Below are 17,300 nucleotides of genomic sequence, written 5' to 3'. Positions count from 1 at the left end.
GTGTTGATGGTGTTCTTGAGTTCGAGGATCTCGCCCTTGACGTCGACGGTGATCTTCTGCGACAGGTCGCCCCTGGCGACGGCGGTGGCCACCTGGGCGATGTCGCGGACCTGGTTGGTGAGGTTGCCGGCCATGGCGTTCACCGAGTCGGTGAGGTCGCGCCAGGTCCCGGACACCCCCTTGATGTCGGCCTGACCGCCGAGCCGGCCCTCGGTGCCGACCTCCCTGGCCACTCTGGTCACCTCGGAGGTGAACCGGGAGAGCTGGTCCACCATGCCGTTGAACACCGTGGCGATCTCGCCGAGCACGCCGTCGGTGTCCTCGGGCAGGCGCCTGCCGAAGTCGCCGTCCCGCACGGCGGTCAGCCCCGCCAGCAGCCGCCGCAGCTCGGGCTCGCCGACCCGGTCGACACCCCGTTCCACGCCGTCGGCCACCGCCGGGCGCGCGCCCCCGTCCGGTGCCTGCGAGCGCGAGCCGTCGACCGTCGTCTCACTCATGTCCGCCCTCGTTCCACTCATCCGCGACCAGCCGACCCCGCCGCGACGCGGTCGTGCAGGGTCATGCACGGGCGCGCCACCGGCCGACACCGGGCCCAAGTTACCTTGTCGCGCCAGTCGCCCCACCGGCCCAACACCGCCCGCCAGCTCGGCGCGCGCGCCGTCCGCCACCTGGTGTCCATGCCGAACAGACGGGACACCACCCCGGTCAGGTTGACCCGCGTGACCCGCGCCAGCGCGGTCGCCGCTCCCCGTCAGGAGGAGAACAGGTGCGGGGTGAGGTCGGCCACGTCCGGCCGCTCCGGTGGCTCCGGCGGGCCCGGTCGCGCCGCCAGCGCCTCCCGCGCGCCCCGGACGGCCAGCCGGTCGGCCCGCTCGTTGTCCGGGTGGCCCGCGTGGCCCTTGACCCAGTGCCAGCGCACCCGGTGCCGGCCGGCGGCCGCGTCCAGCCGCCGCCACAGGTCGGCGTTCTTCACCGGCTGCTTGCCGCTGGTGCGCCAGCCGTTGGCCTTCCACCGGGGCAGCCAGGCGGTGACCCCGTTGCGCACGTAGGTGCTGTCCGTGTAGATCGCCACCGCCGCCGGCCGCGTCAGGCTCTCCAGCGCCTGGATCGGCGCCATCAGCTCCATCCGGTTGTTGGTCGTGGTGCCGGGCTCGCCGCCGTACAGCTCCTTCTCGTGCTGGCCGTAGCGCAGCAGCGCGCCCCAGCCGCCCGGCCCGGGATTGCCGCTGCACGCCCCGTCGGTGTAGATCTCCACGACCAGCTCGTCCGCCACGCCCGGACCATACCCACGGCCCGGCGCCGCGCGCGGTCACCGGGCAGCCGCTAGGACGCCTCCCCGCGCACCGCGGTCGCCGCCGGGTGCACGGCCGCGTGCAGCTCCGCCAGCAGGTCCAGCCACGGCTCGACCGGGAACACCTGGGCCAGCCGGCGCAGGTTGGCGCCGCCGCCACCGGCCCGGTGCCTGGCGGCCGGGTCGGTGAGCGCGTCCACCACCCGCGGGCCCGCCTGGCGCAGCTCCGCCGCGCTGGCGCCCACCCGCAACACCCGGTAGTCCGGCCCGTAGACCTGGTCGAACGCGGTGTAGGCGGTGGTCGCGGTGGGCAGGTGGGCCAGCGAGCCCAGGGCCGGGCCCAGGCCGACGGTCTCCACGTCCGGGGTGTTCGGGGTGAAGAAGACCATCCCGCTGGTGGCCGCGGCCAGCCGCAGCAGGTCGACCTCGTCCAGCCGCCACCGGCCGGCCCCGTCCCGGTAGCTGCCCAGCGGCACGCCGTCCAGGAACAGCACGTCCCCGGCCAGGTCCAGCGCGTCGACCCGGGCCAGCACCGCCTCGGCGTAGTCCGGGTCCTCGGCCAGGCTGCCGAACACCAGCAGGTACGGGCGCGGCAGGCCGCGCCGCTCGCACTCCCGACTGGTCGCGCCCAGCAGTTCGACCGACAGCTCCACGCCCTTGACGCGGAACACCCTCACCGGGCACAGGATCACCGGCCGGTCCAGGTCGAGCCCCCACTGGCGGGCGAACTCGTGGTGCCGGTCGGTGAGGGGCGCGCGCACCTCGGGCGGCAGCACGTTCGGCACCACCCGCGGCGCCAGGTCGGTGGGGTAGCGGGCCGCCTCGGCCGCCAGGTCCGCGGAGACCACCGCCCACCTGGTGTAGCCGTTGTCCTGGGGGACCGGAACGAACTCGTTGGGCGCGGCCGGGTACAGCCGCACGCCGTGCTCGAAGATCGCGCACGAGCCGAACAGGTCGTGGTCCCAGAACACGATGCCGCCCGGGTGCCGGCCCGCGCCGAACCGGTCCCGCACGGCCGCGTGCAGGCCGGCGGTGACCGGCACGGCGTCGGAGAGCGTCATGTTGATCGCGATCACCCAGTCGACGTCCTGCTCGCGCAGCCACGTGGCGAAGTGCTCCCGATAGACCTCGGCCAGTTCGCCGACGCGCTGGCGCAGCAGGGCGCGGTCGGCCTCGGGCAACCGCTCCGGGTTGGCCACGGCCGTGCGGATGCGCTCCCACTCGTGGCGCAGCCCGGCCGGGTCGGTGGTGGGCGGCGTGGTGATCACCCGCAGCCAGTCCGGGTAGCCGTCGACCACCGCGCCACCGGGGTAGAACCGCCCCTTGTCCGGGCGCCACGAGTAGCCCAGGTCGGCGGGCACCGACGGGTCGACCAGACCGTGGCGGACCCCGAGTTCCCGGACGTTGCGGAAGATCGTCAGCAGTCCGCTCACCGGAAGTCCGTCGCCGGACACCACTCCCAGTCTCATCGGCTCAACTCCCCACGCGAACGCGCCGGCACCCCACTGGACGCCCACCCGTTCCTGGTTGGTCGGGTCCGCTGGTCAGGTGTTCGGTCCGCCCGGAATTCCGCCGCTGTTCGCCAGAAGTCCCATTGTGGTGAGCCATCCGACAACCACGAACGAATCGAGGACGGAAAAACACCGGGCGCCCCGTTGAATTCCGCTGTTCCGATATCCCGGAGCGCCCGTGAAACCGTTGTCCCGAACTGCTTCCGGGGCCGTGTCCCCATCTGTACTTGACCCAACAATGATCTTACCGTGGCAGAGCGGTGTCGCACTGTCAAGGTGACCGGGGCGCGGCCGTCGGGATTGTGGCGTGCCGCCAGAACAGGGATTCACCTGGCCGCGATGCGGGTATTGCACGCCGAATTCCGGACGGATTCGGACCGGCCGGTTGCCGCAACCGGGTGGGTGTTGCGGTGAGCATCAGTACACCGCGGGGACGGTCACGACGGGCAACTCGCCCTGGTGCACCGGCGACATTCACAGCGAAAGCAGATCACCACGAGCCGGGTCCGCCGCGCACCGGCGAACCCGCTCGACCGGAAAGGACTTCCCATGCCTCGTGCGCTCCTCCGCGCGGCCCTCGCCGCGGGTGTCACGATGTCCGCGCTGGTCATGGCCCCGTTCGGCACCGCGTTCGCGGACTCCGTCCAGGACGTCCGCGCCGACCTCAACGGCGACGGCGTGCTGGACTCCGCGCGCCTGACCGACGTGGGCAACGGCTGGCAAACCCTGGTGGTGACCGTCGGGGACGACGTTGTCGACACCGGCATCCCCTGGGACGCGCCGAACGGCCTGGGCATCCGGCCGATCAGGGTCACCGACGTCAACGGCGACGGCCGGCAGGAACTGGCGGTCAGCGAGGCCGTCGGCGCCAACACCACGACGTTCAGCGTGTGGCAGTACGACGAGGTCGCACCGCTGCGCGAACTCACCACGCCCAACGGCCAGCCGCTGAAGCTCCACGAGGGCGGCGGTGTGTGGGAGCGCACGGGCTACGAGTGCGTGCCGGCCAGTCCGAGCGGACGCCTGCTGGTCACCCTGGGCGTGCAGCACCCGGACCTGAGCGTGCCGGTCTACACCGGCGAACGCGTCACCTACCAGGTCAGGGAGACCACCGCGATCCCGGTCTCGAAGACCACGCTGACCAACGTGCCCGACGGTGACCCGCGGGTGAGCACCGATCCGGCCAGCTGCGGCTGATCCCGCCGGCCGCACCAGCGCTGCCCGTCGCCGCCTGCCCGTGCGGACGACGACGGGCAGCACCGCCGGTCGGTCTCAGCGGGTCGCCGGGCCGGTCCAGGCGGTGGGCACGTGGCCGATCCGGACCCGCTGGGGGTGGTCGCCGACGGGCACCGAGACGGTCCTGCGGCCGGTGGCGAAGTCGATGGCGGTCACCTGGTCGGCGCCGCTCTCCGAGATCACGCAGCTGCGGCCGTCCCCGCTGACCGTGGCCCAGTAGGGCTTGGCCGCCGGCACCAGCGGGCCCTCGGTCAGGGTGGCGCGGTCGACGACGGTGGCGTAGTCGTCCATGGTGCCGGCGATGCAGAGCTTGTCGCCCGCCGGGCTCATCGACATGCCGTGGTGGCGGGAGTCGTTGACGAACGTGGTGCGGTCATCGCTGGTGCCGGGATTCTTGGGCAGCGTCTTGAGCCGGGTGATCCGGTCGGTGGCCACGTCGTACTCCAGGAAACCGTTGAAGAACGACACCTGGAAGTAGAGCGTGGACTCGTCCGGGGTGAACGCCACCGGGCGCACGGCGTCGGACAGGTCGGACCGGCCGAAGGCGTCCAGCCGCGGCCGCATGTCGATCACCCTGGCCTGCGTGAAGGTCGCCGTGTCGACCACGGTGATGTGCCGGTCGCCCTTGGTGAAGTCCAGGGCCGGGTCGTCCAGATCGGTGTTGACCTCACCGATCGACATGTTCCACAGGTACCTGCCGTTGTCGGTGAACACGTTCTCGTGCGGCTTGTCCCCGGCCCGGAAGGACCCGACCTCCGCGCCGGTCTCGATGTCCAGCACGTGCACGGTGTTGGACGTGGACGCCGAGACCGCGACCCGCCGCCCGTCCGGGGACACCGCCATGTGGTCGGAGCGGAACCCGGACACCGGGAAGCGCCACCGCACGCGCCCGGTGGCCAGGTCGATGGACACCACGTCGGCGAAACTGGGGCGGGACGCCACCACGGCCGAGCCGTCCGGGGTGGTGTACATGTCGTCGACGAACTGGTCGTGGCCCTCACCGGGGCCGAACCGGATGCCCAGGAAGAAGGCCAGCTTGATCGGGTCGAGGTAGATCTCCCACAGCCGCTCCGCCTTGTCCGGGATGATGTTCACCCGGCCGATCCGGGCGAAGTCCCCGCTGGAGGCGATGACGTCCGCGGTGCCGTCCCAGTTGTTGCCCACGAACATCACCTCCCGCAGGGCCGTACCGGTGGGTGGGGTGGGAGCGGCGGTGGCGGTGGTGGGGGAGACGAGTCCGGTGGCCAGCAGTCCGGCGGCCACCAGGCCGAGGAGCCGGCCGCGGCCGTGCCGGGCACCGCGGGAGACGAGCGCGTTGGTCATGGGAACTCCACCGGGAGACGGGAGTGGCGCTGGGCTGCGGCGGAGCGCCCGACCAGCGGCGCATCCCGGGCGAGCACGGGGTGAGCGGGCCGGTGCGGACTCCGCCGAACGTGTTGATCGCCGAGCGAGGCGATAGTGCTGTTACCGTGCGGTAGTAACACATAACCAACGCGTAGCGCCTTGGTGGTAGTGGCAGCCGGCCAACAAGCCGGCGGGTGTGTTGTGGCACTCCCACAACGCCACAGTCCAGGAGGTGGCCGTGCCCGCAGCGCGCCGCAGCGATCAGCTCCGCGAGGTGCTCAGGGCCATGACCGCCGACGTCGTCGTCGACGAGGTGCTCCGGGCGGCCAGGGCCAGCTCACCCGATGTGGCGCGGCTGCCCGAGACCGAGAACCGCCGCCACGTGCGCAGCCTGCTCACCCTGGTGCTGGACTGCCTCGACCGGGGTGAGCCGCCCGACGACGAGCGCGTCGCCGCCGCCGAGGAGCTGGGCGCCGCCCGCGCCGCCCAGGGCGTCCCGATCAGCGCGCTGCTGCGCGGTGTGCAGGCCAGCCGGGCCCACGCGGTGCGCATCGCCATCGCCAGGGGCCGGGCCGCCGGCGTGCCCGACGACGTCCTCGTGGAGCTGGTCCTCGACGTCGACCACTGCACCGACGCGCTGGAACGCCACATCATCAGCGGCTACCACACCGCCACGCTCCAGCTGTCCCGCACCGCGCGCGACGTGCGCACCCGACTGCTGCGCCGGCTGCTGCTGCCCGGCGCGGCCGACCCGCCCTCGGCCGAGGAACTCCAACACGCCGGGCTGCGCCCCGACGGTCACTACCACTGCCTGGTCTCCGACGTCACCGACCCGGTCCAGGCCCGCACCCTCGAACAGCGCCTGCTCCGCCTCGGCGGCGTCCACGGCCTGGTCGACGGCCGGCTCACCGGCCTGTCGGCCCGACCGCCGGCCACCGACGAGTTCACCACCACCGCGCTGCTGATCGCCGCGCCCGCGGTGCCCCTGGGCAGCCTGCGCGACATCCACGCGCTGTGCACGGCCGCGCTGCCGATCGCGGCCAGCCAGGGCCGGCGCGGGGTGTGCGCGCTCACCGACCTGGCCGGGGAAACCGCACTGGGCGTCCAGCCGCTGCTGGCCGAGCTGCTCAGCACCGCGCTGCTCGGCCAGCTCGACCCGGCCGACGACTTCCACCACGAGCTGGCGCACACCGCCCTGGCCTACCTCGACCACGGACAGCGGCTCGGCCCCACCGCCACCGCCCTGCACGTGCACCCCAACACCGTCCGCTACCGGCTCGACCGGCTCGCCCACATCACCGGCCTGCCGCTGGGCGAGCCCGCCCCCGGCGACCGGTCGACCGTGCTCGACGCGCTGCGCGCGTGGTGGGCGCTGCACACCTGGCTGGCCCGCGCCTGCCCGCCTCGCCCGGTCCGCCGACCCGCGCCGGGGTGAGCGGGACCCCGCGGACAGCACCCGGCGCGACCGCCGGCCGCACCGGCTAGGGGATGAGGAGGTCGTCCTGGTAGCGGGCCGGGGTTCCGCCGTGCCACGGCAGCACCTGGCCGAACCGGACGAGTTCGCCGTAGCTGGCCGGGTCGACCCGATCGGCCAGGATCAGGTCGAGCACGGCGCGGGCGGCCTGCTCCGGCGTCTGCGCCTGGCTGTAGTCGTCGAACCAGGGCCGGGACGCGCGGGTGTCCACCATGCCCGGGCAGACCGCGGCGATCAGGGTGCCCTCGGCCAGGTCGCGCTCGCGGCGCTGGGCGGCGACCGCGCGCACCGCCGCCACCTGGGCCACCTTGGACGGCACGTTGATCCACCTCGGCCAGCCCTGCCGCGCGGCCGTCCCGTCGTGCACGGCCGCGCGCCAGGACTCCACCACCGCCGCCACCTCGTCCAGCGAGGCGCCGTCGAACAGCGGGTGCAGCGACGGGTCGAGGCGGCCGAGCGTGCCCAGCGAACTGGCCACCACGACCAGCCGGCCGCCGGGGCGCAGGATCGGGGTGAACGAGCGCAGCACGGCGTGCGTGCCACCGTTGGCGACGTCGATGAACTGGTCGGCCTGCGCGGACTGCGGCCGGTCCGGGGTGAGCGGGGCGATCGCGTTGGACACCACGATGTCCACCCCGCCGTGGCGCTCGCCGAGTTCGGCGGCCGTCCTGGCCACGGCGTCGGCGTCGCTGACGTCGAGCACCCGTCCCTCGACCCGGCTGCGCGTGCCCTCGGCGGCGGCCACCTCGGCGGCGGCGTCGGCCACGCGCCGGGGATCGCGTCCGGTGAGCAGCACCAGGTCGTCCGGGCCCAGCCGGGCGGCCAGCCCCGCGACGAGCGCGAAGCCAAGACCTTGGTTGGCACCGGTGACCAGAGCGATACGTGCGGCTGTCATGGCGTCCACGGTAGGAACGCGGCGGCCATGCGGGTAGCGAAAGATCAGCAGAGCGGGTATGCGTACTGCGCATGGACTTCACCACCGTGTCACTGGTGGCGCTGCGGGTCTTCCGCGAGGTGGCGGACCGGGGCACGCTCACCGCCGCCGCGACCGCGCTGGGCTACACCCAGTCCGCGGTGTCCCGGCAGGTCGCCGCCCTGGAACGGGCGGCGGGGACGGTGCTGCTGCAGCGGCGGCACGACGGGGTGCGGCTGACCGAGGCCGGCCGGGTCGTGCTGCGCCGGGCCGGCGTGGTGCTCGACGAGATCGACGCCACCGCGCGGGAACTCGCAGGCCTGCCGGTGTCCTCGGGTGCGGTGCGGCTGGGCTGGTACACCAGCGCCGGCGCGGTGCTGGTGCCGCGCGCCCTCGCCGCGCTGCGCCGCGACCACCCCGGCATCGCGGTCACCACCCGGGAGGGCAGCACGCCGGCGCTGGTGCGCGCGGTGCGGGCGGGCAGCGTGGATCTCGCGCTGCTGGCCTCGGCGCCACCGTTCCGGCCGTTCGACGCCGAGTCGCCGCCACTGGTCGTGCGGACCATCGCCGAACGCGGCCTGTGCCTGGCCGTGCCCGCCGCGCACCCCCTGGCCAGGGGCGACTACGTCGACGTGGCCGACCTGCGCGGACAGCGCTGGGTCAGCAGCCCGCCGACGGCCGGGGAGAAGCCGCTGGGGGTGTGGCCCGGGCTGGACGAACGGCCGGAGATCGGGCACACCGCCCGGGACTGGTTGGCCAAGCTGCACCTGGTCGCGGCCGGGTGCGGGCTGACCACGGTGCCCGCCTCGCTCGCGCCCGTGGTGCCGCCCGGGGTGCGGCTGCTGCCGGTGCGCGGCGGCTCGCCGGAGCAGCGGCGCGTCGTGCTGGCGCGGCTGCCCGGTCCGCTGCCGGAGCCGGTGGCCCGGCTCGCCGACGCCCTGCACGCCGCGGCACTCGGTTCCCCCGCGCCGGGGTGAGTCGCGGGCGCGGGGGAGACCCTGGCGTGGTGGCGGCGGTCGCAAAGATCAGACGCGGAGGTCAGACGCGCACGCGGTAGCTCAGCGCGGGATAGGCGAAGACGCCGCTGTAGTGGGCTTGCAGCACGAAGTACAGGTCGTCGCGCGGCGTGCCGGGAACACCGGGCCGGCAGTCGGTGTCGAGGTAGACCTCGACGGTGGCGTCGGAGAGGTTGATCGCGGAGTGGGCCGGCGTGTCCAGGTCGTGGCACTGCCCGGAGAGGTCGAGGTCGATGATGGTCTCGGTGCCGGTCCCGTAGGCGCCGGAGTAGAAGGCCATCTGGGCGGTGCCGGCCGCCGCGGCGGGCTGGGCCGCGACCACTGTGGCGAGCACGGCCGCGCCGGCCGCCGCGATCGCGAATTTCTTCGGGGAAACTGGCATCAGATTTCACTCTTCCCAGAACAAGTGGAATGATTCCGACGAGAAATCGAAAGAACGGTCTTTTCTGAGCCGTCCGCGGATCGTAACCCGGCGAGCGGGCGAATCCGCCCGCTCGTGCCGAAACTGGGGACTTTCGGGCAGTCCGGCCAGGCGAACGAACACGGCGCCGGGCCGCGTCCCGGACCACCCGCGACCGACCTGCGGCGCGACACCCGCCGGTTGCCCGGTCAGGCGGAAGCGGCTGCCCACCGAGGGAGCGCCGCCGGCGAACGCGGGTGTTCGTCCACATCGGACGCAGGGGTGCGGGCAGCACTGATTCCCGCCACTTTCAACATATAGCGGGTGGGGGGTCTTGCGGCAAGACCCGGGTGGTGCCGCAGAATCGCCGGCCGAAGCCAGAACCTGCGGAAATCTGGATCTCGCGAACCGCGTGTGCTCGCGGGTGCGCAATCTCGGTGAATGGGTGGTTCATGTTCGACGTGATCATCGCTGGCGGCGGACCGACCGGCTTGATGCTGGCCGGTGAGTTGCGGCTGCACGGCGTGCGCGTGCTCGTGCTGGAGCGGGAGGTGGAGCCGACCGGGCAGGTCCGCGCGCTCGGTCTGCACGTGCGCAGCATCGAGGTGATGGACCAGCGCGGTCTGCTGGAGCGGTTCCTGGCACTCGGCGAGCGGCACCCGCTCCGCGGCTTCTTCGCCGGCATCACCAAGCCGGCGCCCGGCCGGCTGGACACCGCGCACGGCTACATCCTCGGCATCGCCCAGCCGGTCGTCGAGCGCCTGCTGGCCGAGCACGCGGTCGAGGTCGGCGCCGAGATCCGGCGCGGCTGCGAACTGGTCGGGCTGAGCCAGGACGAGCACGGGGTGAGCGCCGAGCTGGCCGACGGCACGCGGCTGCGCTCGCGCTACCTCGTCGGCTGCGACGGTGGCCGCAGCACCGTGCGCAAGCTGCTCGGCGTCGCCTTCCCCGGTGAGCCGAGCAGGGTTGACACGCTGGTGGGCGAGATGGCGGTGACCGCGTCGGCCGAGACGGTGGCCGCCGTGGTGGCCGAGGTCCGCAAGACCCAGCTGCGGTTCGGCCTCATGCCGCTCGGCGACGGCGGGTACCGCGTCGGCGTGCCGGCCGAGGGGGTGGCCGAGGACCGCGCGGTGCCGCCGACCCTCGCGGAGTTCAAGCAGCAGCTGCGGGTGGTCGCCGGCACCGACTTCGGCGTGCACTCACCGCGCTGGCTGTCCCGCTTCGGCGACGCCACCCGGCTGGCCGAGCGCTACCGGACCGGCCGGGTGCTGCTGGCGGGCGACGCGGCGCACATCCACCCGCCGACCGGCGGGCAGGGCCTCAACCTCGGTGTCCAGGACGCGGTCAACCTCGGCTGGAAGCTGGCCGCCGAGGTCAACGGCTGGGCGCCGGAGGGGCTGCTGGACAGCTACCACGCCGAACGGCACCCGGTGGCCGCCGCCGTGCTGGACAACACCCGCGCGCAGATGGAGCTGCTGTCCACCCAGCCGGGGCCCCGGTCGGTGCGCCGGCTGCTGGCGGAACTGATGGACTTCGACGAGGTGAGGCGCCACCTGATCGAGAAGGTCACCGCGATCGGGGTCCGCTACGACTTCGGCGAGGGCCACGACCTGCTCGGCCGGCGGCTGCGGGACGTGCGGCTGACGCGGGGACGCCTCTACGAGCTGACTCGCGGCGGCCGCGGTCTGCTGCTCGACCAGACCGGCCGGCTCTCGGTCGCGGGCTGGGCGGACCGGGTCGACCACGTCGTCGACACCAGCCCGGAGCTGGACGTGCCCGCGGTGCTGCTGCGGCCGGACGGCCACGTGGCGTGGGTCGGCGCGGACCAGCAGGACCTGCGCACCCAGCTGCCCCGGTGGTTCGGCCGCCCCGGTGGCGCGGCACCGCCCGCCGGCTGAACGTGGGGTGTTCGGGTTGACCCTGACGCTGCGTCAGGGTTGGAGCCTGGCGGCATGTCGAACAACACCACGTCCACCACTCGGCCCGCGCCGCCGGTCGGCGGATTCCAGGAGGTCAACGGCCGGCGCGTCTACCTGCACCGGTCCGGCGGCGGCGGACCCGCCGTCGTCTTCCTGCCGGGGGCCAGCGCGGTCGGGCTGGACTACTTCGGTGTGCAGCACCAGGTCTCCCGGTTCACCACCGCCGTGGTGTACGACCGGGGTGGCACCGGCTACAGCGATCCGCTCCCGCTGCCGCGCACCGCCACCTCGGTCGCCGAGGAACTGCACGAGCTGCTGCACGCCCAGCACATCCCCGCCCCGTACGTGCTGGCGGCGCACTCCCTCGGCGGCCTCTACGCGCACCGGTTCGCGCAGCTGTACCCGGGGGAGGTGGCCGGGCTGGTCTGGCTGGACGGCCTCCACCGCGACTGGGACGAGTTCATGCCCGCCGAGGCGGGGCTGGCCGCGACCGAGCGGATGGGACCTGGGCTGGCGCAACTCGACGAGATCCGCGCGGCCCTGCGCGAGATGAACGCCGAGCTGTTCGCCGACTACCCCGAGCACATCCGGTGCCCGCTGATCGAGGCCAAGGCGAGTGACGAGTGGATCAGGGCCGGCATCGCCGAGCGCAGCGCGCTGGTCGAACCCGCCCGCGAACTGCGGGCCTGGCCGAACATCCCCGACGTCCCGGTGGTCGCGCTCAGCGTGGTGGGCGTCGACCCCGGCCTGCGGGCGCTGACCTCGGAGCGGACCGTGCGGGAGATGCACGACGGCCGGCGGAGGATGGACGCCGCCCTGGTGCGCGCGGTCTCGCACGGGGAACAACGCATCCTGACCGACACCGCCCACCACCGGCTCTGCTTCGACCGGCCCGACGCCGTGGTCCAGGCGGTCCGCGACGTCGTCGAGTGGGCGGCGCGGACCTAGACTCGGCACCACCGACCACATCGGACACGGGGAGGAGGACGGTGCTCACGATCAGTCAGCTCGCGGCGACCGCCGGAGTGACCGTGCGCACCGTCCGCCACTACCACCACGTCGGCCTGTTGCCCGAGCCCGAACGCGATGGCTCCGGCTACCGCCGCTACAGCGCGCAGGCGGCGGTGGACCTCATCCGGATCAGGACCCTCGCCGACGCCGGGGTGCCGCTGGCCCGGATCGACGAGCTGCTGCGCGCCCAACCGACCGAGTTCGCCTCGGCCATCGCCGACATCGACGCCGAACTGCGGCGCAGGATCGACCAGCTCACCGAGAACCGCCGCCGGATCGCCGAACTGGCCGGCGGCGAAGGGCTGGTGCTGCCCCCCGAGGTGGTCGCCATCCTGAACCGCATGCGCGATCTGGGGATCAGCGAACGGAGGGTGCGGCTGGAACGCGACTCGTGGATCCTGATGCGGGCGCTGAACCCGGACGCCGTGCCGCAGCGGGTCCGGGACAAGAACGCCAGCCTGGACGACCCCGAGACCACCCGCCTGTACCTCGCCTGCGATCGGGCGTTCGACTGGGATCCGCACGATCCGCGCCTGGACCGGCTCATCGACGACCTGGACGCGTGGGAGGTCGCGCACGAACGGGACAGCCAGCCGGGCGGCCTGGCCCTGGTCGTCTCCCGGATCTCCGAGGCGTCCCCGGCGTGGCAGCGCATCGTCACCACGCTCGTCCACCGCGCCGAGCGGCGCCGAGCCGCCGCACTCCGCTCACCTCGCCCGGCGCGGCAGGTGGAGCAGGCGGATCAGGTGGAGCAGGCCGCACTCTCGCCGGGCGAGGACGCCGCTGCCCGGCACCGACGCGTGGGTGTCGCCGGCGGCCCCACCCACCGCGAGTAGCCACAGCAGCACCAGCGCGCGGGTTCGCCGCGCCACGACCGGCGGGTTGGGCCGGATGGGTGGTGCTGGCGGGAAGCGGAGCGGCTGGCGGTGGTGGTGGGTCACGGTGTGGGCGTGTCCGAACGCGATGGCGGGTGTACCGGCTTCCACAACAGCATCACCGGCGACGTCATGGGCACTGTCGTGCAGGCCCACCGCATTGACAAGCTGATCTTCCAGGCGCCCGCGTTCCGGCCCGCCGCGGTGGTGCGCCGGGTGAGCGGTGGCGAGACCGAGGGGGAGGCGTTCACCGGGCGGGCCGGCGAGGTGGAACGCGTGCTGGGTGGGCTGCGGGCGGGTGGCGCGGGGTTGGCGGTGGTGGGCATGGGCGGGGTGGGCAAGAGCGCGCTGGTGCGGCAGGCCGCCGCCGTGGCCGCGGCTGACGGGTGGTTTCCGGGCGGGGTGTTCTGGGTGGATCTGCACGGCTACAGCGGGGATGGGCAGGTCGCCGTGCCCGCCGCGGCGGTGTTCGGGCCGCTGCTGCGGTGGCTGGGGCTGCCTGGCGGGGAGATTCCGGTCGACGTGGGTGAGCAGGCCGCGGTGTACGGGCGGGTGCTCGACCGGTTGGCCGAGCAGGGCAAGCCGATGTTGCTGGTGCTGGACAACGCCTCCAGCGGGATCCAGGTCCGCGACCTGCTACCGCGGTCGGGGCCGCACCGGGTGGTGGTGACCAGCCGGACGACACTGGACCTGCCCCGGGTCAGTCGCCTCGACCTCGACGTCCTCGACGCCACGGCCGCGTTGGCACTGCTCGACGCGGTGCTGCGGGCGCACCGGGGTGACGACGACCGGGCGGCCCACCCAGGTGCCGGGGAACTGGTGGGCGTGTGCGCCGGCCTGCCGCTGGCGCTGCGCATCGCCGCCATGCTGCTCGTCGACGAGCCCGGGCTGGATCCGGCCGTGCTGGCCGGGCGGTTGCGCCAGGCGCCGGGGGTGGACGGTTACGCCCGCGGGGAGCAGGCGCTCTCCGCGGTGTTTGATGCGTCCTGGCGGTGGCTGACCGAGCAGCGTCCCGAGTGGGCGCGGCTGCTCCGAATGCTGTGCCTCGTGGTCGGCCCCGACCTGTCCACCGAGGCCGCCGCCGCGCTCGCCAACCAGTCCCCCGGCCACGTGCGGGTGGCACTGGACGGACTCCGCCGCGCCCACCTCGTCCGAGGCACCGGCCCCGAGCGGTGGGGGCTGCACGATCTCGTTCGCGACCACACCGCCAGCGTCGACGCCGTGCCCGCCGACGATCTCCAGGCGGCCGAGACCCGGCTGCTGGACCACTACACCCGCACCGCGGCGGAGGCGGTTGCCCACCTGCTCGCCGGGGCCGGACACCCGGTGCGCACCCGGTTCGGCGACCTCGACGCCGCCCTTGGCTGGCTCGACGCGGAACGGGCCGGTCTGATCGCCGCGGTGACCCGCGCCGCCGCCACCGGCCGGCATGCCCGCGTCACGGCGCTGAGCGGTCTGCTCACGTCCTACCTCGATCGTCGGCGTTACCTGACCGACTGGGTGACCGTCGCCGAACACGCGTGCACCAGTGCCGTTCAGCTCAGCCCTGGTGACCAGGCCACCGCCGCCAACAACCTGGGCCTGGCACTGCGGGAAGTCCGGCGATTCGCGGAGGCGGTCGCCGCGCACGAGCGCGCCCGCGCGCTGTACCGCGCCGCGGGCGACCAGTACGGCGAGGGCATGGCGTGGAACAACCTCGGCTCCGCGTTGCTGGAGTCGCGGCGGTTCGCGGAGGCGGTCGACAGCTGCCAGCGGGCCAGGGACCGGTTCCGGCAGCTGAGCGACGCGCACGGCGAAGCCATCGCGTGCAACAACCTGGGCCTGGCGTTGGCGGAGTTGGGGCGGTTCGCGGAGGCGGTCGCCGCGCACGAGCGCGCCCGCGACCTGCACGGGGAAACCGGCGACCGCAACCGCGAGGGCATGGCGGGCAACAACCTCGGTCTCGCGTTGACGGGGCTGGGGCGGTTCAGCGAGGCGATCGAGACGCACCAGCGGGCCGCCGACCTGCACAGGGCCGCGGGCGACCGGTTCAACGAGGCTCTGGCGTGGAACAACCTGGGCCTGGCGTTGGCGGAGTTGGGGCGGTTCGCGGAGGCGGTCGCCGCGCACGAGCGCGCCCGCGACCTGCACCAGCAGACCGGCGACCGCAACCGCGAGGGCATGGCGTGCAACAACCTGGGCCTGGCGTTGGCGGAGTTGGGGCGGTTCGCGGAGGCGGTCGCCGCGCACGAGCGCGCCCGCGACCTGCACCAGCAGACCGGCGACCGCGACAACGAGGGCATGGCGTGCAACAACCTGGGCTGTGCGTTGGTGGAGCTGGGGCGGTTCGCGGAGGCGGTCACCGCGTACGAGCGGGCCCGCGACCTGCACCGGGAAACCGGCGATCGGCACAACGAGCACAAGGCGTGGAACAACCTCGGCCGAACCCTGCAGTCGCTGGGACGGCTCGACGAGGCCCGCGACTGCTGGCTGCGGTGGCGGGCCACCGCTCCCGTCATCACCGACCGCGGTGCTGCTCTCGACGCCGCGCTGGGTGAGATCAGGAACGGGACGGGCACTCCTGACCCCGCCGATCGGAGGTTTCGATGAGCGACGACGCCCTCAACGACTACCTGGCCGCGGCCAAGGCCGGTGACGCCGACGCGATGTACCAGATCGCCCGCATCGCGATGAAGTCGGGGGACGCCGCGCGTGCCGAGCAGTGGGCACACCAGGCGGCCCAGTCGGGCAGCACCAAGGGAATGCGCGTCCTCGGGCACATGCACGAACAGCGGGGTGAGGGTGCCGCCGCGGAACACTGGTACCGCCTGGCCTCGGACGGCGGTGACGCGTGGTCCATGTCGGCGATGGCGCGCCGGTGCCGCGGGCGGGACGACGTCCAGGCGGTGCACTGGTACCGCAGGGCGGCCACGGCGGGCGACCGCGCCGCCGCTCTGGAGTTGGCTCTCCTGCTGGCCGAACGCGGCGAACTGGCGGAGGCCGAACACTGGGCCGCGCTCGCCGCGGCCGGCCGGGACGCCCGGGCACTGCACTGCCTGGCCGACATCCTGCAACGACGCGGAAAAGCGGTGGAAGCGGAACAGCACTACCGGCGTGCGGCCGAACTGGGCCACTTCCCGGCAGCGGGCGTGATGTTCACCATCGCGACGAGCCACGGCAACAAGGCGGAAGCGCTCCGGTGGCGGGCCCGCATGGCGGAGACCGAAGCCGGCTGGGTCAACCGGATCGCCGGAGGACCCGAGTAACCACGTGGGTGGGACAGGGGGATTCGCGCCAGCGCTGACGACGCGGCGCGGGTCCCGCCTCGCCGCGGAGAACGACCTGATCACCGGCGGTCGTGCCGCCGCACGAGTTCCCGCAGGAGTCAGCCGTGAACCACTTCGCAATCACAGGCGCGCGCGTCTTCGATGGTGCGGACCTGCTCGGGGTCGTCGACGTCGCGGTCGTGGACGGCAGGATCAGCAGCGTCGCGGGCAGCCGACCCGAGGGGGTCGAACTGGTCGACGGCACCGGTGCCACGTTGCTGCCCGGCCTGACCGACGCGCACACGCACACCGACGCGGAGGGACTCCGCCAGGCCGTCACGTTCGGGATCACCACCGAGTTCGACATGCTCGCCATCCCGGAGCGGATGATCCCGCTGCGCCGCCTCGTCGCCGAGTCGAACGACCTCGCCGACGTGCGCTCCCCGTCCATCGGGCTCACCCCGGCGGACGGGCACCCGCACCAGCTCCGGAAGGGGGAGGGGGACCCGCCGTGGCCGACGGCCACGCGCGTCGCCGAGGTCCCGGCGTTCGGCGAGGCCAGGATCGCCGAGGGCGCCGACTACCTCAAGGTGCTGGTGGAGGACGGCCACCTGGTCGGCTCGTCCCTGCCCAGCCTCGCTCCCGAACTGGTCGCGGCGGTCGTCCGCGCGGGCCACGCCCGCGACCAGCTGGTCCTCGCGCACGCGACGACCACCGAGACGGCCGGTCAGGTCGTCGACGCCGGCGTCGACGGACTCACCCACCTCTTCTTCGACCGGCCGCACACCGACGAGCTGATCGAGAAGATCGCCGCCGCCGGCGTCTTCGTGATCCCCACGCTGACCGTGATCGCCTCGATCACCGTTCGAGCCCACCAGATGGCGTCTCGCGCCACGTTCGGGCTGCGTCCCGCCGACGACGGCGGCCGGCGGATGCTGGCCGCCCCGGGGCACGGCGAACACCGGGCCCGCGCTCACCGATGACCGATCGGAGCTGGATCTCCCTGCCCGGCAGCCGGATCGCCCGGTTGGGCGCGCGCGTTCCGTCCAGTCCGAACACCGGCCA

General features: G+C 73.5%; 15 protein-coding genes. 9 read left to right on the top strand and 6 right to left on the bottom strand.

Annotation, left to right across the window (positions count from 1 at the left end; genetic code table 11):
- The 3 genes from LX83_RS25935 to LX83_RS25925 all read right to left on the bottom strand — a co-directional run.
- Positions 1-497, bottom strand: a 497-nt coding sequence (locus LX83_RS25935; RefSeq protein WP_253775923.1) for a HAMP domain-containing protein, incomplete at its 3' end; no start/stop codon positions are given.
- A 254-nt stretch (positions 498-751) separates the two neighbouring features.
- Complete coding sequence (rnhA, locus tag LX83_RS25930) at positions 752-1,261, bottom strand: ribonuclease HI (RefSeq protein ID WP_301328942.1); 510 nt, start codon at positions 1,259-1,261, stop codon at positions 752-754.
- Between the two features lie 62 nt (positions 1,262-1,323).
- Complete coding sequence (locus tag LX83_RS25925) at positions 1,324-2,760, bottom strand: glycosyltransferase family protein (protein ID WP_253775919.1); 1,437 nt, start codon at positions 2,758-2,760, stop codon at positions 1,324-1,326.
- A 591-nt stretch (positions 2,761-3,351) separates the two neighbouring features.
- Between LX83_RS25925 and LX83_RS25920 the strand changes: the two genes are divergently transcribed.
- Positions 3,352-3,999 (top strand): hypothetical protein, encoded by a 648-nt coding sequence (locus tag LX83_RS25920; RefSeq protein ID WP_253775917.1) that lies wholly within the window; start codon positions 3,352-3,354, stop codon positions 3,997-3,999.
- A 75-nt stretch (positions 4,000-4,074) separates the two neighbouring features.
- On the opposite strand, the gene LX83_RS25915 is transcribed toward LX83_RS25920, so the two are convergent.
- Positions 4,075-5,361 carry a YncE family protein gene (locus LX83_RS25915; protein WP_253775914.1) on the bottom strand — a complete coding sequence of 429 codons (1,287 nt, stop codon included), beginning with the start codon at positions 5,359-5,361 and terminating at the stop codon, positions 4,075-4,077.
- A 259-nt stretch (positions 5,362-5,620) separates the two neighbouring features.
- On the opposite strand from LX83_RS25915, the gene LX83_RS25910 reads away from it, so the two are divergent.
- Positions 5,621-6,817 carry a helix-turn-helix domain-containing protein gene (locus LX83_RS25910; protein ID WP_253775912.1) on the top strand — a complete coding sequence of 399 codons (1,197 nt, stop codon included), beginning with the start codon at positions 5,621-5,623 and terminating at the stop codon, positions 6,815-6,817.
- A 46-nt stretch (positions 6,818-6,863) separates the two neighbouring features.
- On the opposite strand, the gene LX83_RS25905 is transcribed toward LX83_RS25910, so the two are convergent.
- Positions 6,864-7,751 (bottom strand): SDR family NAD(P)-dependent oxidoreductase, encoded by an 888-nt coding sequence (locus LX83_RS25905; protein WP_253775910.1) that lies wholly within the window; start codon positions 7,749-7,751, stop codon positions 6,864-6,866.
- A gap of 71 nt (positions 7,752-7,822) precedes the next feature.
- Between LX83_RS25905 and LX83_RS25900 the strand changes: the two genes are divergently transcribed.
- On the top strand, positions 7,823-8,746 hold the full coding sequence (locus LX83_RS25900; protein WP_253775908.1) for a LysR family transcriptional regulator: 924 nt from the start codon (positions 7,823-7,825) through the stop codon (positions 8,744-8,746).
- Positions 8,747-8,807: 61 nt separating this feature from the next.
- Here LX83_RS25900 and LX83_RS25895 read toward each other — a convergent pair whose 3' ends face one another.
- Positions 8,808-9,167, bottom strand: a complete 360-nt coding sequence (locus LX83_RS25895; protein ID WP_253775906.1) for a hypothetical protein — start codon at positions 9,165-9,167, stop codon at positions 8,808-8,810.
- 470 nt (positions 9,168-9,637) lie between these two features.
- Between LX83_RS25895 and rox the strand changes: the two genes are divergently transcribed.
- The 6 genes from rox (at position 9,638) to LX83_RS25865 (ending at position 17,218) form a co-directional block, all read left to right on the top strand.
- Positions 9,638-11,083, top strand: coding sequence for a rifampin monooxygenase (gene rox, locus LX83_RS25890; RefSeq protein ID WP_253775904.1), 1,446 nt, complete (start codon positions 9,638-9,640; stop codon positions 11,081-11,083).
- Positions 11,084-11,137: 54 nt separating this feature from the next.
- Entirely contained in the window at positions 11,138-12,052 is a 915-nt protein-coding gene (locus LX83_RS25885; protein ID WP_253775902.1) for an alpha/beta fold hydrolase, read from the top strand.
- 41 nt (positions 12,053-12,093) lie between these two features.
- On the top strand, positions 12,094-12,951 hold the full coding sequence (locus LX83_RS25880) for a MerR family transcriptional regulator (protein WP_253775900.1): 858 nt from the start codon (positions 12,094-12,096) through the stop codon (positions 12,949-12,951).
- A gap of 114 nt (positions 12,952-13,065) precedes the next feature.
- Positions 13,066-15,579: a tetratricopeptide repeat protein gene (locus tag LX83_RS25875; protein ID WP_253775898.1), complete on the top strand. Its 2,514-nt coding sequence runs from the start codon at positions 13,066-13,068 to the stop codon at positions 15,577-15,579.
- Complete coding sequence (locus LX83_RS25870) at positions 15,576-16,235, top strand: tetratricopeptide repeat protein (RefSeq protein WP_253775896.1); 660 nt, start codon at positions 15,576-15,578, stop codon at positions 16,233-16,235. Before LX83_RS25875 ends, LX83_RS25870 begins: the two co-directional genes overlap by 4 nt.
- Before the next feature lie 125 nt (positions 16,236-16,360).
- Positions 16,361-17,218, top strand: coding sequence for an amidohydrolase family protein (locus tag LX83_RS25865; protein ID WP_253775895.1), 858 nt, complete (start codon positions 16,361-16,363; stop codon positions 17,216-17,218).
- Positions 17,219-17,300 lie beyond the last annotated feature (82 nt).

The organism is Goodfellowiella coeruleoviolacea (genome assembly GCF_024171785.1).
Taxonomy (GTDB): Bacteria; Actinomycetota; Actinomycetes; order Mycobacteriales; family Pseudonocardiaceae; genus Goodfellowiella; species Goodfellowiella coeruleoviolacea.
This window is presented reverse-complemented; position numbering and strand designations above follow the sequence as displayed.

Bases quoted from the DNA above. Each gene is read 5' to 3' on its own strand.
- LX83_RS25905 (WP_253775910.1), bottom strand. From the start codon at position 7,751: ATGACAGCCGCACGTATCGCTCTGGTCACCGGTGCCAACCAAGGTCTT.
- LX83_RS25870 (WP_253775896.1), top strand. From the start codon at position 15,576: ATGAGCGACGACGCCCTCAACGACTACCTGGCCGCGGCCAAGGCCGGT.
- LX83_RS25925 (WP_253775919.1), bottom strand. From the start codon at position 2,760: ATGAGACTGGGAGTGGTGTCCGGCGACGGACTTCCGGTGAGCGGACTG.
- LX83_RS25900 (WP_253775908.1), top strand. From the start codon at position 7,823: ATGGACTTCACCACCGTGTCACTGGTGGCGCTGCGGGTCTTCCGCGAG.
- LX83_RS25920 (WP_253775917.1), top strand. From the start codon at position 3,352: ATGCCTCGTGCGCTCCTCCGCGCGGCCCTCGCCGCGGGTGTCACGATG.
- LX83_RS25895 (WP_253775906.1), bottom strand. From the start codon at position 9,167: ATGCCAGTTTCCCCGAAGAAATTCGCGATCGCGGCGGCCGGCGCGGCC.
- LX83_RS25915 (WP_253775914.1), bottom strand. From the start codon at position 5,361: ATGACCAACGCGCTCGTCTCCCGCGGTGCCCGGCACGGCCGCGGCCGG.
- rox (WP_253775904.1), top strand. From the start codon at position 9,638: ATGTTCGACGTGATCATCGCTGGCGGCGGACCGACCGGCTTGATGCTG.
- LX83_RS25885 (WP_253775902.1), top strand. From the start codon at position 11,138: ATGTCGAACAACACCACGTCCACCACTCGGCCCGCGCCGCCGGTCGGC.